The organism is Polyangium mundeleinium (assembly GCF_028369105.1).
Lineage (GTDB): Bacteria > Myxococcota_A > Polyangia > Polyangiales > Polyangiaceae > Polyangium > Polyangium mundeleinium.
Window position 1 is genome coordinate 11,958,011 of the sequence record NZ_JAQNDO010000001.1, and the last position, 15,373, is coordinate 11,973,383.

Consider the following 15,373-nt stretch of genomic DNA (forward strand, 5'->3'; position numbering starts at 1 on the left):
CTTGTAAATCGGGCTGCTAGGCCGCCTTCTCCCGTGAGCCGCCCTGCGTCATGCCCTGTTCACTGCCTCCCGCGCCCGTCGTGGCCTGCGAGGTCCCGTGCGTCCCGGCCGCACCCCCGCCGGCCGCGGAAGGTTGTCCTGCGGTCGTGCTCGCGCCCGTGCCCGACGCGCCGCTCGCCGAGGTTTGTGGACGCACGCTCGATTGCGCGCCTTGCTCCTCGGCGCGGGCTTCTCCGCGCCTCACGCTGATGCGCTTCGGCTCCTCGGCCTTCGATTTCGGGATGAGCACCTCGAGCACGCCGTTCGAAAGATTTGCGTCGATCCGCTCCGGATCGATCCCTTCGGGCAGCGTGAACGACCGGGTAAAACTCCCGTACGAACGCTCGTAGGCCCAGTACCGCTCGTTCTCGTCGCGCTGCTCCTCCTCGCGCCGGCCGCTGATCGTGAGCCGCCGGCCGGAGACGTCGATTGAAATGTCGTCCTCCTTCAAGCCCGGCAGATCCGCGCGGATCGCGTATCCATCCTTCGTCTCGCGCACCTCCATGTCGGGCATGAAGGCCCGGCCTTGCGGCAGAAAGGATTCCATTTCGGCGAACGGGTCCCACGCGAGCATCTCGCGCATGCGTCGGAATGGATCTCCATACCCGAGCGAGCGGAACGGATCCGCCGTCGCGAGCCTTTGCTCGCGCCTCGGCTCCCGGGCGCCCGCCTGTGTCATCTCCCGCGATGGGCCCTGCCCTTCTCGACCTTCTCGTTTGCGCATGAATCCAGCCATGACGACCCCCTCCTCATTCGAACAGATTCGCGCGCGCTTCATGCACGATTCGTGCGCAGGCCGGGCACGGTGACGATTGCACAGTGCCACGGAGGAGCTTGCCTCGGAGGGTCACGAGCGGGCGTCCTGGAAGGAGGATCGCGCTCCCTCGCGCATGAAGGTTGCACGGATCGAAGGACATGCGCCGTTTGCTCCTCGCCCTCGCGCTCGCCGTGACCGGATGCGGCGGCTCGTATTATTACCAGCCTGCCGAGCAAGCCAACGCGACGGTATCGGGGTATCCCGCGGCGCGGTACGACATCCCGCCGGGCACGGGCCAAGGAGACGTGCGGGTGAGCTCGTTTGGCGTGACGGACGTGCGCCTCTCCGAGGACGAAGAGCCGGTCCGCGCGCTCCACGTCCGGTTCGTCGTGGCAAACGAGGACGGCGCCGAGCCCTGGACCGTCGATACACGCGAGCTCCGCGTGCAGTTCGCCGACATGGCGGGCGAGACCGCGCCCGTGCTCGCGAATGCGACCCACGCGAGCATGCCCGTCGTCGTGATCCCGCGCGGCGAATCGACGACGATCGACGCCTACTTTCCGCTCCCGGAGTCGCTCCGGGGTGCCCGCGACCTACCGCAATTCGACATCGTCTGGCGGGTGCACACCGACGATCGTATCGTCACCCAGCGGACCCCATTCGAGCGGCGTAGCATCGAGCCTCCCCCGTCCACGGTGACGTACGGGTTTGGCTACGGCTGGGGCGGCGGGGCGTATCCGTACTGGTGGTACGATCCGTTCTTTTATCCGCGCTCGGTGGTCGTTCCGCGAGGTCCGGCGCAGCCGCGCGTCTATTATTACGGGTATCCGCGCTGAGGCATCCGGATCGTCGTGCAGGGAGGGGGCCCGGGATGGCGGCGACCGTGAAACTCGGGGCGACGAGCGTCGCGAAAAAAGCGCTCATGGCAGCGAGCGGAGTCGTGCTCACGGGGTACGTCGTCCTGCACCTCGCGGGCAACCTGCTCTATTTCGCGGGCCCCGAGGCGCTCGACGCGTATGGCGCGCTCCTCCACAAAAACCCCGCCCTGCTCTGGTCGGCCCGAACCGTCCTCTTCGCGTCGTTTTGCGTCCATGTGTTCGTCGCACTCGACCTCTACATGCGCCGCCAGGTCGCGCGCCCGATCTCGTACGGCCGCTACGAGCGCGCCGCGAGCAGCCTCGGCGCGCGCACGATGCTCTGGACCGGCCTCATTTTGCTCGGGTTCGTCGTCTACCACGTCCTCCATTTGACCCTGGGCTTCTTCCTCCCCGCGTATTCCCCGGGCCGCGTCCATTCGAATGTCTCGGCCGCTTTTTCGTCGATCATGCCCACTGTGATCTACGTGCTCAGCATGATCGCGCTCGGCTTGCACGTCTCGCACGGCACGCTCGCGATGACGCAATCGCTCGGCCTCACCCTGCGGCGTGACCGGCTGCGTGGGCTCCGGCGGTTCGCCGCCGCCCTCGCGTGGATCGTCGCCGTGGGCCTCGCCGCCATTCCGATCACCGCGCTCACGCTCTCGCTGCTGCGGGGGCGGTAGGGGGAGGCATTCATGCACCTCGACGGCAAGATCCCCGGCGGTCCTCTTCCGCAGAAATGGGAGCGCCGCAAGCTCGACTATGCGCTCGTGAGCCCGGCGAACCGCCGTAAATACAGGGTCCTCGTCGTCGGCACGGGCCTCGCGGGCGCCTCGGCCGCGGCCACGCTCGGCGAACTCGGCTACCGCGTCGAATGCGTATTTTTCCACGACAGCCCCCGCCGCGCGCACAGCATCGCGGCCCAGGGCGGCATCAACGCCGCGAAGAACTACCAGAACGACGGCGACAGCGTGCAGCGCCTCTTCCAGGACACGATCAAGGGGGGCGATTACCGGGCCCGCGAGGGCAACGTCTACCGCCTCGCCGAGGTGAGCCTGCGCATCATCGACCAATGCGTCGCGCAGGGCGTCCCGTTCGCCCGCGAGTACGGGGGAAAACTCGCGAACCGCTCCTTCGGCGGCGCCCAGGTCTCCCGCACGTTTTATGCGCGTGGCCAGACGGGCCAGCAGCTCCTCCTCGGCGCCTACCAGGCCTTGCTCCGCCAGGTCCAGGCCGGCACGGTGCGCCTCTCGCCACGCACGGAAATGCTCGACCTCGTCGTCGCCCACGGCAAAGCCCGCGGCATCGTCGCGCGGGACCTCGTGACCGGCGAGATCCGCACGTTCGTCGCCGATGCGGTCGTCCTCGCCACGGGCGGCTATGGCAATGCGTATTTCCTCTCCACGTACGCGCGAAACTCGAACGCGACCGCGATCTGGCGCGCCCATCGCCGCGGCGCGTACCTCGCGAACCCGTGCTTCACGCAGATCCACCCCACGTGCATCCCCGTCAGCGGCGAGCATCAATCGAAGCTCACCCTCATGAGCGAATCACTCCGCAACGACGGCCGCATCTGGGTGCCGCTCCGCGCCGGGGACAAACGCTCGCCCGAGCAGATCCCCGAGGACGAGCGTGATTATTACCTCGAACGCCGCTACCCGAGTTATGGAAACCTCACGCCCCGCGACGTCGCCTCCCGCGCGGCCAAGGCTGTTTGTGACGAAGGCCGCGGCGTCGGCCCGAGCGGACTCGGCGTCTACCTCGATTTCGCGGACGCCATCCGCCGCCTCGGCGCGGACGTCATCGCCGAGCGGTATGGAAATCTCTTCGACATGTACGCCGAGATCACGGGCGAGGACCCCTACCGCGCCCCGATGCGGATCTACCCGGCCATCCATTACACGATGGGCGGCCTCTGGGTCGATTACGATCTCATGAGCACGATCGACGGCCTCTTCGTGATCGGCGAGGCGAACTTCTCCGATCACGGGGCCAACCGGCTCGGCGCGAGCGCGCTCATGCAGGGCCTCGCCGACGGCTATTTCATCGTCCCGCTCGCCGTGGGCAGCTACCTCGCGCGCGCAAAGCCGCCGGCGATCGACGACGCGCACCCCGCGTTCGAAGACGCGCGCAACGACACGGCGGCTCGCATCGAGCGGCTCCTCTCGGTACGCGGCAAGCGCACCGCAGCCTCGTTCCATCGCGAGCTTGGCAAGCTCCTCTGGGACACATGCGGCATGTCGCGCAACCGCGAAGGGCTCGAACGCGCGCTCACCCATATCCCCGAGCTTCGCGACAGGTTTTACCGGGAACTGCTCGTCCCCGGCCGGGGCGAAACCTTGAACCGAGAGCTCGAAACTGCCGGCCGCGTCGCCGACTATTTCGAACTCGGCGAGCTCATCTGCCGCGACGCCCTCCACCGCGAAGAATCGTGCGGCGGCCACTTCCGTGAGGAATACCAGACGCCGGACGGAGAGGCCCTGCGCGACGACGAGCATTTCGCCTACGTCGCTGCGTGGCAATGGCGCGAAGGCGAACCGCCCATCCTGCACAAGGAGCCGCTCGTGTTCGAGGCAGCCCCGCCCATGCAAAGGAGCTACAAGTGATGCGGATCGCGCTCGAGGTCTGGCGGCAGCGGAGCCCTGAGGCGCCTGGACAGTTCGTCCGGTACGAGACCACCGAGGCCTCGCCCGACATGTCGCTCCTCGAGCTGCTCGACGTCGTCAACGAGGGCCTCGTGCAAAAAGGCGAAGAGCCGATCGCCTTCGACAGCGATTGCCGCGAGGGCATCTGCGGCACCTGTGGATTCATGGTCAACGGCCTCGCGCACGGCCCGCTCCAGGGCGCGGCCGCGTGCCAGGTCTACCTGCGGAACTTCCGCGACGGAGAGACGCTCTGGATCGAACCGTTTCGCGCCAAGGCATTTCCCCTCCTCAAGGACCTCGTCATCAACCGGAGCGCGCTCGATCGGATCATCGCCGCGGGCGGCTACGTCACCGTCAACACGGGCAATGCGCCGGAGGCGAACACCTCGACGATCCACAAGGACGACGCCGAGCAGGCCATGGACGCGGCCGCGTGTATCGCGTGCGGGGCCTGCATTGCTGCTTGCCCGAATGCCTCGGCCGCGCTCTTCACGGGCGCGAAGATCACGCACCTCGGAAAACTCCCGCAGGGCCAGCCCGAGCAAGGGCGGCGCGCGCTCCGGATGGTCCGGGCCGCGGCGGCGGAGGGATTCGGCCATTGCACGTTCGCCGGTGAATGCGAGACCGCATGCCCGAAGAGCATCCCCCTCCAGGTCATCACACAAATGAACCACGACTACCTCGCGGCCCGGCTCTCCGGCGAGGGACACGTGCAGCCAAGGCACATCGAGCCCGGCACGCCGAAGCGCCGCCGCTGACGCGCTCGGACTACGACATCCGCTGCCGCCGTGGTATCCTCGGCGCCGCGCCATGCTACCGACCTTCCTCGCGCGGCTCGCCGACCCTTCGATCAAAACCGTCCTCCTCTGCGGCTGCGGCGGAGGCTTCGATTTCCTGCAAGGCGCGACGCTCTTGCCCGAGCTCGAGCGCCTCGGTAAGCGCGTGATCCTCGGCAGTTATTCGTTCGGGCAGCCCGAGCGCATCGACGACGCGGCCGTCGTGTACACGGCCGAGACGGGCGCCGTCGTCAAGCAGGTCCTCGCGCATTCGAGCCCCCCGCCCGATTACGGCCCGGAGGTCCACCTCGCGAGCTTCCTCGACCAGGAGCGCCCCAAGAGCGCGCCGCATTTCGTGTACGCCTATTACGCGCGGTCCTTCACCGTGCCCGCGCTCCGCGCCTTTTATGCCGAGCTCGTCCAGCGCCACGCCGTCGACGCCGTGATCCTCGTCGACGGGGGCTCGGATTCGCTCATGCGCGGCGACGAGGAGGGGCTCGGCGATCCGATCGAAGACGCGGTCTCGGTGGGCGCCGTGGCCTCGCTCGAAGGCGTGAAACTCAAGCTGCTCTGCTCGGTCGGCCTCGGCGCCGACCGCTTCAATGGTGTCTCGGACGCGGCCAGCCTGCGGGCCATCGCCGAGCTCACCGACGCCGGCGGCTTCCTCGGCGCCGTGAGCCTCGAACCGACGAGCCCTGGATTCGACTTTTACAAACGCTGCATCGAGCACGTCTATGCAAACCAGACGTTCCGCTCGGCGCTCACCGGCTTCATCCTCTCGGCGGCCGAGGGCCATTTCGGCGGCGAGCACGTCCCGCCGGCCTTGCGCAGCCGGGTGAGCCCGGGTCGGTTCTTCGTCTGGCCGCTCATGGCCATGATATGGGCCTTCGACGTCGAGGTCGTGGCGCGCCGCTCCAAAATCGTCGGCTGGATCCGCGATTGCACAACGGTACGAGATTGCCACCTCGCGCTCGGCCGCGGGCGCGCCTTGCTCGCGGAGGGCCCGCGCGAAGTGGAAAACCTGCCGCGGCAGGAAGACATGGTCGGTTATTGATCCATTTCGTTCCGACGGCCCCGATTCTCCTCCGCCATCCGGCGAATGCAGAGCCGGAGCCCCTCGCGCAAGTTCGCACACGTCGTCACGCTCGACAGATCGAGCCCGAGCGTCACCGCCGTCTGCGCCACCGTCGGCCGGATCCCCGTGACGATGCCCTCCGCGCCGAGGAGCCGAATCGCTCGAATCAGGCTGAAGAGGTGGCTCGCCGTGGCCGTGTCGACCATATCGACGCCTGTCAAATCGAGAATCGCGAACCGCGCCGACGTGCGCACCACGGCCGAGAGCACATCGTCCATCAGGCGCCCCACGCGCTGGCTGTCGACCATGCCCATCATCGGGAGCGTGAGCACCTTCTCCCATACCTGGATCACCGGCGTCTCCAGGTTCCGAATGACCTCTTCTTGCCGCTCGATGAGCTCCATCTTCGTCCGAAGCTCGACCAAGGCTTTCCGCACGTCGCTCTTGGCGAGCGTCAGGCCGAGCATCCCCACGACCTCGCCGCTGTTCTCGCGCATCGGCACGAACCAGCTCTCCCACAGGACGTCGATGGCCTCGGCCGTCGCGTGGACGGGCTCGCCTGCGAGCGCGCGCTGGATATCGGTCATGGAGTCTTTATCGGCGCCGAAAATTTCGAAAAGGTTTCGCCCGATGAGCGTCCCGGGCTCGAAGCCGCCGGCTCTGCACCCTTTTCCGTCGTGCAGCAGGTACGTGCCCTGGTGGTCGATCACGTACACCGATAGATCCAGGCAATCGAGGATCTCCCGGAGCACGCGCTCGGGCGCGATGACGGGAAGCGACTTCAAGTCCTCGGCGGGGGGCACCGCGAGATGACCCGAGGAGAGCTGCGGCATGGCGACGATCGTGACGTAGATCTCGGACCGACCCGACACGCGCCGCGCATGCAGAGAAAACGCACGATAGGAACCATCGGCGTCACGCATCTGGCAGAGGGAGTTCCAGGCTTCGCCCTCGCTCATCTTCGCCCACGCCGACGCGACCGCGTCCCTGTGATCGGGATGAACGGACTCGAACAAGGAGCCGCCTCGCACGCGCTCGGCTCCGAGGACACGCTCGGCCTCGGGATTGAAGCCTGAAATCGCGCCCTCCTGGCTCGTGGCCACGAGGATACCCGGGCAATGCTGGAACCAAGCCGAATCCATTACAGTCTCCACGAACCTACGGGTTCAAACGGAGGGACTATCACGCCGCTCGTGGCATCGTCGAGCAGGAAATATGCAAAATTGATTACACCCCGAAAGGAATAATCAAGGATCTACCAACGGCGTGACGTGACGTAAGGAGGTGGTGCGGCTCAGTCGTCTACACGCGCGGCAAGGGTCTTCGGGGCGATCATCTTGTAGCTGCCCGTGACGAGCGCCCGCACCTCGTTCCAGTCGACCGGGCCGTCGTTCGGCTCGTCGATCCGCACGTTGACCCATCCGTGTTTGCCGACGTATTTCGCAATCGTGAATCGCGGGTCGGTCGCCACGAGCCCGGCCTGCATCTCGAACGTGGTCTTCACGCCGAACGACCATACGCCGTTTTCCCTGCCAATCGCGGCGAAGATCTTGTCCCGCACGCGGAACGTCGGGTGCCCCCAGGCCTCGACCTCGCTCGCCTCGGGAAAACCCATGCAAATGGCGCGGAACCGTTCGAGCGTTCCGCCGGACCCCTCCATTTTGCTCGCTCGTCCGGCTGCCTTTTTCGCCGGGGGAGCCGCCTTCTTCGTGGGGGCCTTGGCCTTCTTCGTGGCCGTCTTCTTGGTGGTCTTCGTCGATTTCGTCGTGCCGGCTTTCGTGCTCACCATGGTCTCTCAATACCCGAGGTCACGCGTCTTCTTCGTCGTCGCGGAAGGCAGTGGTTTGACAGTCTTTGCTTCACTCGCAGGCAGGGGGCCCGGCGCGGCCGAAGCCGAAGCGGCGGGCGCGCCCTCCTCATCGAGCACGACCTCCTTCATCCCGAGCGCGAGGGGGTTGTCGTCGACCGTCGCCTTCACCTCCTCGGTCGCGGCGCCCGTGACCCCGACGAGCAGCGACGGCCCCCACGCGCGCAGCGCTCGCTCCCGCTGGCTGCGCGCTTCGCGCGCCTTCGAGACATTCTCCGGCTCGCCCGCGTGCGCGCGCGGGCCCTCGGCGAGGCCGAGGACGAGCGCGGCGCGAGCGACCCATCGAGACATGGGCGCCATTGTGCCGCCCGATCGCGCCGGATGTCGAGGGGAAGAATTGCCCGCCCGATCCGGCCCTGGCGACGCAGCCCTCCACCGCCCGCGCCTCGCGCGCCCCGTCGCCCTTGACTTCGCCGGGCGAAGGAGCGAGGTGTTCTTGATGCACGCCCCCATTTCCCAGGACAAACCCTCCCTCCTGCGTCGCCTTTCCGGCGTCTTCCTCGCGATCGCCGCGCTCGTCGGCCCCGCCTCCGCGGCGGCGGACGAGGTCGGGCCGCTGGAAGAGAGCTGTTACAACAAGGCCGCCGGGGATGCGTGCGCCGATCCCGCCGGCGCGGCCGGCACGTGCACCGGCGTGAAGGACCTCCGGGGCCGAGAGTTGCTCCGCTGCGTGGCGGGCGCAAAAGCACCGGCTCCGCAGACGAACGAAGCAAAGACGGCCGGCCCGCAGCCGTCCGCCGCGACCGTGACCGTGGCCGAGAAAAAGGGCTGCTCCGTCTCGGCGGCGGGAAGCTCGAACGAAGGGGCCCCGCTCGGGATCACCGTCGCCCTGGCCGCGCTCGCGCTCTGCCGGGCGAAACGCCGCGCGCGTCCGGCGGGTTGAGGGGTGGACTGGTTCTGGGCATTCGTCTTCACGCAGGTCGTCGAGATCCCGATTTACGTCTACGGGCTCCGCGTCCGCGTGTACGAGGCGTTCGGCGCGAGCGCGCTGACGCACCCGATCGTTTGGTTCGTCATTCCGAACCTGTGGGAGCGCTTCTACCTCGCCGTGCTCGCGCCCCATCCCTCGTTATGGATATCGCAGACGCCGCGGTACTGGATCATGGTGGTCATCGCCGAGACGTTCGCCGTGACCGCGGAGGCCGGATATTTCCGGTTCATTGGTAAGAAAAAGACGCTCGGGTGGGCGTTTGCCGCGAACATGGCGAGCGTCACCCTGGGATTTGTGAGCCGCGCGCTCTTCGATTGGCCGTGACCGCCGGACGCACGCTCCCCTCCACGCTCGAAGCCGCGACGCTCGATCCCGCGGAGGGGAGACATGTCCGGCCCGGCACGCTCGGCGAGACGCTGCCCGTGCCCCCGATGGAGACGCTCATCGCGCGCACCGGGAGGGACGAGGCCGAGGACGAAGAGGCCCCGGAGAGCGCCGCCACGCGGCGAATGCGCGTCGTCGATCCAGAGACGTACGCGGTGGAATCGGAGGTCGCGAAGGGCGGCATTGGCCGGATTCTGCGGGCGTATGACACGCACCTCGATCGCCCCGTCGCGCTGAAGGAGCTCATCACGCGGGATCCGCAGACCGAGGAGCGCTTCATTCGCGAGGCGCGGATCACGGCGCGCCTGCAGCACCCCTCGATCGTGCCGCTCTACGAGGCGGGCATCTGGCCCTCGGGCGAGCCGTTTTTCGCGATGAAGCTCGTCTCCGGGCGCTCGCTCGACCATTTCATCGAGGAGGCGAGCACGCTCGATCAGCGCCTCGTCCTGCTCCCCCACGTGCTCGCGGTCGCCGAGGCGATGGCATATGCGCATAACGAGCGCATCATTCACCGCGACCTCAAGCCGCAGAACATCTTGCTCGGTCCGTTTGGCGAGACCGTGGTCATCGATTGGGGGCTCGCGAAGGACCTCAACGAGGAATCCCCCGAGCTGTCGCGTTGCTCGTCGCTGCCGCCGCAGAGATTGTCGTCGCCGTCCTCGCCGGGATCGATGGCGCTCACCGTGCTTGGTGTCGTCATGGGCACGCCCGCGTATATGCCGCCCGAGCAGGCGGCGGGGCGCAGCGTGGACGAGCGCGCCGACGTGTATGCGATCGGGGCCATTCTGTATCATCTGCTCGCGGGAAAACCCTCGTACGAGGGCCAATACCCGATGGAGATCGTCCGGCGCGTGCTGCGTGAGCCACCGGTGCCCATCGAAAAGCTGCAGCCGGGCGTGCCGCGCGACCTCGTGACGATCGTGCAAAAGGCCATGGCACGTGCGAAGGCCGAGCGATATCGAACGGCCGGAGAGCTCGCCGCGGACCTGCGTCGGTTCCAGACAGGGCAGATTGTCCAGGCGCATCACTATTCGGCCCGCGAGCGGCTCCTTCGGTTCGCCCGTCGCCATCGCGCGACGCTTCTCATGGCATTCGCCGCGCTTGCCGCGCTCGCGGTCACGGGCGCGCTCGCCGTGGGAAGGGTGCTCGACGCGCGCGACGAGGCGCGGCGCGAGCGCGACAGGGCCGCGGAAGCCGAGCGGCGAGAATCGGAGCGCGCCGATACGCTCACGCTCGTCGAGGCGCGCGCGGCGGCCTCGCGAGATCCCCTCGAAGCGCTCGCCTGGCTGAAGACGTTGTCGGCTTCGTTCCGGGGGCACCGGCGCAAGCGGCTCGTGGCGGCGGATGCCCTTGCAAAGGGCGTCCCGATGCTTTTGCGTGGGCATGCGGCGGGTATCAATCGCGCGTCGTTTTCGCCGGAGGGCCGGTTCGTGGCCTCGTCGAGCGACGACCGGACGCTCCGTCTATGGGACCTTTCGACAGCCCAGGCACGCGTCCTCGAAGGGCACACCGACGAAGTATGGGAAGCGGCATTCTCTCCGGACGGCGCCTGGCTCGCGAGCCGAAGCAAGGACACCACGGTCCGGCTCTGGAGCGTGAAGACGAACGAAACCAAGGTCCTCGCGGGACACGCGGCGCCGCTCGGCGCGATTCAGTTTTTCCGGGACGGGCGTCGCCTCGCCTCCCGGGGCCGCGATGGCTCGGTCTGCTTGTGGGACATCACCGCGGGGCAATGCAAACCCGTGTGGCCTGTGGGTGGCGCCGAGCGAAAACTCGCCATCTCCCCGGACGAACGCACCCTCGCCTTCGTATCGGCAGGTTCGCTCGTTCTTTTTGATGTCGACGCCGGGACCGAGCGCCGCTTCGAGGGCGAGGCGCACGAGACGGAGGCGCTCACGTTCTCCCCTGACGGTGCCCTCGTGGCCACGGGCGATCAAAAAGGCATTGTTCGGTTGTGGGACGTCGCGGCGGGTGTTTCGAGGCGCCTCGAAGGTCATACCGGGAAGGTGCGATCCGTCGTGTTTCTCCCGGATTCTTCCCGCCTCGTGTCATCGGGAATCGACCGCACCGTACGAATATGGGACGTCCACACGGGCGAGGCGCGCGTACTCAGGGGACACGAAGGATCGGTCTATACCGTCGCCGTGTCTCCGGATGGAAAGACCTTGATGTCGGGCGCCGCCGACCAGACGGCGCGGGTGTGGGACGTGGCCTCCAGCATGTCGCGCATCCTGCGGGGCCCGAACGACTCGATCTCGGATGTCGAGTTTTCCCGCGACGGCAAGCGCGCGCTCGTCGCGAGTTACGACAACAGCCTGCGCGTCTATTCGCTCGAAGCCTTGCGCGACCGCGTCATGGCTGTACACGAGCGCGCGGCGCACGTGATCGCCGTCTCACCCCAGGGAGCGTGTGTCGCCTCGGGCGGCGCCGACGGGACGGTTGTTTGGACAAACCTCACAGACGGCACCCCGCGGACGCTCGGCCAGCACGCGGGCGAAGTGCATGACGTCGCGTTTTCCCCCGACGGCACCGCCATCGCCTCGGCCGGCGCGGACGGCCGCGTGCGTATCTTCAGCACACAGGGCGCGGCAATCTCGTTCGACGCGCACGATGGCGCGGCGAGCCACCTGCTATTTTCGCCCGACGGCGCGCGCGTCGTCTCGGCCGGCGCGGACGGGGTCCTTCGGAGTTTTCCCGCAAAGGGCGGCGAGGGCCAGATCCTCGCGCGGCATTCGGTCGCGGCCACAGCGCTCGCGTTTTCTCCGGACGGCGCGCGCCTCGCGTATTCCTTCGCCGATGGCCGGGTCCTTCTGCGCGAACTGACGACGGGCCGGGAGACCGTCCTCGCCGGCCACCACGACGCGGTCCACGTGCTCGTGTTTTCCCCGGACGGCGGCCTGCTCGTGTCCGGCGGAATGGACCATTCCGTTCGCCTTTGGGACGTGCCCCAGGGCGCTCTGCGCCACGTGATCGACGCCGCGGGGACAGGGCTCACGCGGCTCGTATTTTTCCCGGACGGCAAGCGATTCGCGACGCTGGGCGGCGAGGCGAACGTAAAACTCTGGAGCGCGGTGGACGGCCGGCTGCTCGACGTCTTGCGCGGCTATCGAGGCGTCGTCGAAGGGATCGACGTCTCGCCCGAGGGCAGCCGGCTCGCGACGGCGGGCGCGGACGGCATCGTGCGGTTATGGGACCTCGAAGCGGGCGAGAGCCGGCTCCTCGAAGGGCACGAGGGCAACGTCCTCGCCGTCCGGTTCGCCGAGGGAGGCCGCTCCCTCGTGACGGCCGGAAAAGACCGGACCGTGCGGCGCTGGATGGACGATCTCCCCATGGACGCGGCGAGCCTGCGCGCCTTCGTCGAGGCCGCGACGCCGGAGACGGTCACGTCGCTCGGCATTCACCCGGACAAACGCTGAGCCCTCTCAAGCGTCGTGTTGCCCACGCGGGCGTTTTCGGGGCGGGGGACCGCCGCCGCCGAACGACGCCTCGGCGCCCGGCTCGGCCGGCGCCTCGTGGCCCGTGCCGTAGGCGCGCAGGAAGGCCTCGATATGCTCGTCGGCGAATTTGTCCCAATCGAGCGGGCGCGCCTTCGTCCCGCCGAGCGGGTGTTGATGCAAAAAGACGAGCAGGGGCGGCGAGACCAGCGCGAGCGCCATGTGCCGCACGTCGCCCGCGCGCAGCTCGCCCCGCGCCACGTGCCGGGCGAGCCGCGCCTCCACGGATTCGAGCGTCGGATCGAGCACCTCGGAGAGGTATTTCGGGCCGAGCGTGGGCTCGCGCAGGCCGCAGGCGATGCCGATCGCGTGCACCTCCCCGACGCCAGCCCGGAAGCCGAGGTCCAGATAAAACAAAAACCCTCGGAGCGACGCACGTACGGGCAAGAGCGGACCCGTCGCGACCTCCAGCATGTACCTCTGCCCGCGTTCGTGCCAATGCGAGAGCACCGCCGACACCACGCCCTCGCGCGAGCCGAAATAGTGCCGGAGCGTCGCCACGCTCACCCCCGCGGCCGCCGCCATTTCGCGGAAGCTCGCCCGCGGGCCGTCCGGCTCCGAGAGCCGCTTCTGCACGGACGCGACGAGCGACGCGCGCGTCGCCTCGAAGTCCGGGTTGCGTGATCCTGCGGGCCTGCCCATCTCGTCGTCCGGAACTCTAGATCATCCATCTTGCAGTTCAAGACTCGGGCGCGGCCGCCGTCGCAAGCCCGGCCTGGCCCGCTTGACGAACGGCGGATTTTTCTTAGACTCACCGTTCTACAAAATGGAGGCTTCCATGTTCGAGGGCTTCGCGAACGTATGGACGCCGGTCTTGCCTGCGCGGGATCTGCGGGACGAAGCTCGGCGCGTACGGGTCGCCGGGGAGCCGATCTTGCTCTTTCGCGACGAGCACGGGGAGCCCGGGGCGTGCGTCGATCACGCGTCCTCGGCTCTGCCCGAGGTGGTCACGCTGCCGGCTCGTCTGCCCGTGCCCGCGCGTGAGGCCCTCGGGCTCGTCTGGATCTTCACGGGCCGCGAGGCCCCGGCCGAGGGCCCGGTGTTGCCTTTGCTCGATCCGGTGCGGCCTCTCGTGGTCCACGCCGAGACCTGGTCTGCGCCGTTCGGGCGCGTGATCGAGGCCTTGCTCGATCCGGCGAACCTGCCCTTCACATGGGCCCTCGGCGACACGCCCGAGGAGCCCGTGCTCGTGTTTCGCGCGCCCGGCTGCGTCGAGTTGTTTCTCCCGCCGCGCACGCCCGAAAAGCGCACGCTGCTCTACTGTTTCCCCGAGGCCGAAGCGACGACGCGTGTCCTCTTCTGCACCACACACGCGCCGGGCGAGGGCGACGTTCCCTCCTGGATCACCGAGTATTTCGCCGCCACGGATCTCGCCCGCGAGCGTGCCTCCGCAGCCGTGGCCCCGCGAACTCTCCGAGCGAGGGCTTGACAACCGCTTCCTGTTTTCTAGAACATTTGGTGTAACAAAACAGGAGGCAAACGTGTTCGAGAGCTTCGCCAACGTGTGGACTCCGGTCATCACGGCCAAAGAGCTCAGGAAGAAGCCGCTTTCGGTGAAGGTCGCCGGTGAGACGATCGCCCTCTTCCGGGATGGAAAGGGCGGCGTGGGCGCGCTCCTCGATCGATGTCCGCACCGCGGCGTCGCGCTCTCGCTGGGTCAGGTCGATGCGGCCGGCTGCCTCACCTGTCCTTTTCACGGCTGGTCCTTCCAGAAGGACGGCGCCTGCGCGAAGATCCCCCTGAACACCGTTTCCCCGGAGAAACGCGCGCGTTATGGCGCGACGGCCGTCCCCGTGCGGGAAATCGGCGGGCTCGTCTGGATCTTCACGGGCCCGGATCCTGCCGGCACGGAGCCCGAGCCGCCGCCCGCGCTGGTCGAGCCGGGGTGGCACGTCGGGTATACCCAGGAGATCTGGAAGACGCACTGGACGCGGGCCATGGAGAACATGCTCGACACGCCGCATCTGCCTTACATCCACCGCAAGAGCATCGGCAAGGACGTCAGGAAAAAGCTCCGGCCGGACACGACCCTCGAGATGCGCATCGAGCCCGCTCCCTTCGGCGGCCTCGTTTACGCAAAATGGGATTACGAGGCGGAGGAGAAGCAGATTTTGAAGTGGCGCAGGCCGAACGCGATGGAGCTCCACATCATGGACGAGCCAAAGCGCCGGATGTGCATCCAGGTCTATTGCATTCCGGTCGACGAGGCGCACACGAAGATGTTGCTCATCTCGGCGCGGACGTTCCTCGGCGCGGAGCTCATCACCTGGTTCGCCACGAAGTTCAACAACATCCTCGGTGAGGATCGCGAGGTGCTCGAAACCTCGAACCCGCCCGAGGTGCCGCCGCCGGGCGAGGAGCCGTCCGTCGCGACCGACGCGCCGACGCTGTTTTTCCGAAAGTATTACTTCCGCGAGCTGCGCGACTCCACGACGACGCTCGTGCCCACGGGCCGGCTCGTCCGCAGGCCCGACGCACCCCAGGCCGAAGCCGAGGAAGCGGGCATGCCCGACGGCGCCGCCGTCGTCCACTGACCTTCACCCGCACA

At 67.8% G+C, this 15,373-nt stretch carries 15 protein-coding genes; 10 read left to right on the forward strand and 5 right to left on the reverse strand.

The genetic code is table 11. The annotated features are described in order from the left end of the window. Window positions 1–16 precede the first annotated feature (16 nt). Entirely contained in the window at window positions 17–775 is a 759-nt protein-coding gene (locus POL67_RS54590; protein ID WP_271928413.1) for an Hsp20/alpha crystallin family protein, read from the reverse strand. Between the two features lie 179 nt (window positions 776–954). Between POL67_RS54590 and POL67_RS47280 the strand changes: the two genes are divergently transcribed. The 5 genes from POL67_RS47280 to POL67_RS47300 are packed head-to-tail and all read left to right on the forward strand — an operon-like array spanning window position 955 to window position 6,128. Continuing rightward, on the forward strand, window positions 955–1,632 hold the full coding sequence (locus POL67_RS47280; protein ID WP_271928415.1) for a hypothetical protein: 678 nt from the start codon (window positions 955–957) through the stop codon (window positions 1,630–1,632). Between the two features lie 35 nt (window positions 1,633–1,667). Then, window positions 1,668–2,336, forward strand: a complete 669-nt coding sequence (locus POL67_RS47285; protein WP_271928416.1) for a succinate dehydrogenase cytochrome b subunit — start codon at window positions 1,668–1,670, stop codon at window positions 2,334–2,336. Window positions 2,337–2,348: 12 nt separating this feature from the next. After that, window positions 2,349–4,259, forward strand: coding sequence for a fumarate reductase/succinate dehydrogenase flavoprotein subunit (locus POL67_RS47290; RefSeq protein ID WP_271928417.1), 1,911 nt, complete (start codon window positions 2,349–2,351; stop codon window positions 4,257–4,259). Continuing rightward, window positions 4,259–5,056 carry a succinate dehydrogenase/fumarate reductase iron-sulfur subunit gene (locus POL67_RS47295; protein ID WP_271931027.1) on the forward strand — a complete coding sequence of 266 codons (798 nt, stop codon included), beginning with the start codon at window positions 4,259–4,261 and terminating at the stop codon, window positions 5,054–5,056. Before POL67_RS47290 ends, POL67_RS47295 begins: the two co-directional genes overlap by 1 nt. Window positions 5,057–5,108: 52 nt before the next feature. Then, window positions 5,109–6,128: a DUF1152 domain-containing protein gene (locus tag POL67_RS47300; RefSeq protein WP_271928418.1), complete on the forward strand. Its 1,020-nt coding sequence runs from the start codon at window positions 5,109–5,111 to the stop codon at window positions 6,126–6,128. Here the strand turns inward: POL67_RS47300 and POL67_RS47305 are convergent. The 3 genes from POL67_RS47305 to POL67_RS47315 all read right to left on the reverse strand — a co-directional run bounded on the left by POL67_RS47305 (window position 6,122) and on the right by POL67_RS47315 (window position 8,307). Then, on the reverse strand, window positions 6,122–7,291 hold the full coding sequence (locus POL67_RS47305; RefSeq protein ID WP_271928420.1) for a PAS domain S-box protein: 1,170 nt from the start codon (window positions 7,289–7,291) through the stop codon (window positions 6,122–6,124). The two genes, POL67_RS47300 and POL67_RS47305, sit on opposite strands and share 7 nt — an antisense overlap. A 152-nt stretch (window positions 7,292–7,443) precedes the next feature. After that, window positions 7,444–7,938, reverse strand: coding sequence for an MmcQ/YjbR family DNA-binding protein (locus POL67_RS47310; protein WP_271928421.1), 495 nt, complete (start codon window positions 7,936–7,938; stop codon window positions 7,444–7,446). A gap of 6 nt (window positions 7,939–7,944) precedes the next feature. Then, window positions 7,945–8,307: a hypothetical protein gene (locus POL67_RS47315; protein WP_271928423.1), complete on the reverse strand. Its 363-nt coding sequence runs from the start codon at window positions 8,305–8,307 to the stop codon at window positions 7,945–7,947. A gap of 148 nt (window positions 8,308–8,455) precedes the next feature. On the opposite strand from POL67_RS47315, the gene POL67_RS47320 reads away from it, so the two are divergent. Genes POL67_RS47320 through POL67_RS47330 form a run of 3 tightly spaced genes read left to right on the forward strand, consistent with a single transcriptional unit; the run spans window position 8,456 to window position 12,747 of the window. After that, the gene (locus tag POL67_RS47320) at window positions 8,456–8,899 is read left to right on the forward strand and encodes a hypothetical protein (RefSeq protein ID WP_271928426.1); all 444 of its coding nucleotides are present in this window, start codon (window positions 8,456–8,458) and stop codon (window positions 8,897–8,899) included. 3 nt (window positions 8,900–8,902) lie between these two features. After that, complete coding sequence (locus POL67_RS47325; protein WP_271928428.1) at window positions 8,903–9,271, forward strand: hypothetical protein; 369 nt, start codon at window positions 8,903–8,905, stop codon at window positions 9,269–9,271. Next, a complete protein-coding gene (locus POL67_RS47330; RefSeq protein WP_271928430.1) occupies window positions 9,268–12,747 on the forward strand; it encodes a protein kinase domain-containing protein in 3,480 nt (1,159 codons plus the stop codon). Before POL67_RS47325 ends, POL67_RS47330 begins: the two co-directional genes overlap by 4 nt. 6 nt (window positions 12,748–12,753) lie before the next feature. Here POL67_RS47330 and POL67_RS47335 read toward each other — a convergent pair whose 3' ends face one another. Continuing rightward, entirely contained in the window at window positions 12,754–13,467 is a 714-nt protein-coding gene (locus tag POL67_RS47335) for a TetR/AcrR family transcriptional regulator (protein WP_271928431.1), read from the reverse strand. A 136-nt stretch (window positions 13,468–13,603) separates the two neighbouring features. Between POL67_RS47335 and POL67_RS47340 the strand changes: the two genes are divergently transcribed. Next, window positions 13,604–14,254 carry a Rieske (2Fe-2S) protein gene (locus POL67_RS47340; RefSeq protein WP_271928434.1) on the forward strand — a complete coding sequence of 217 codons (651 nt, stop codon included), beginning with the start codon at window positions 13,604–13,606 and terminating at the stop codon, window positions 14,252–14,254. Window positions 14,255–14,306: 52 nt separating this feature from the next. Then, window positions 14,307–15,359 (forward strand): Rieske 2Fe-2S domain-containing protein, encoded by a 1,053-nt coding sequence (locus POL67_RS47345; protein ID WP_271928437.1) that lies wholly within the window; start codon window positions 14,307–14,309, stop codon window positions 15,357–15,359. Window positions 15,360–15,373: the final 14 nt, after the last annotated feature.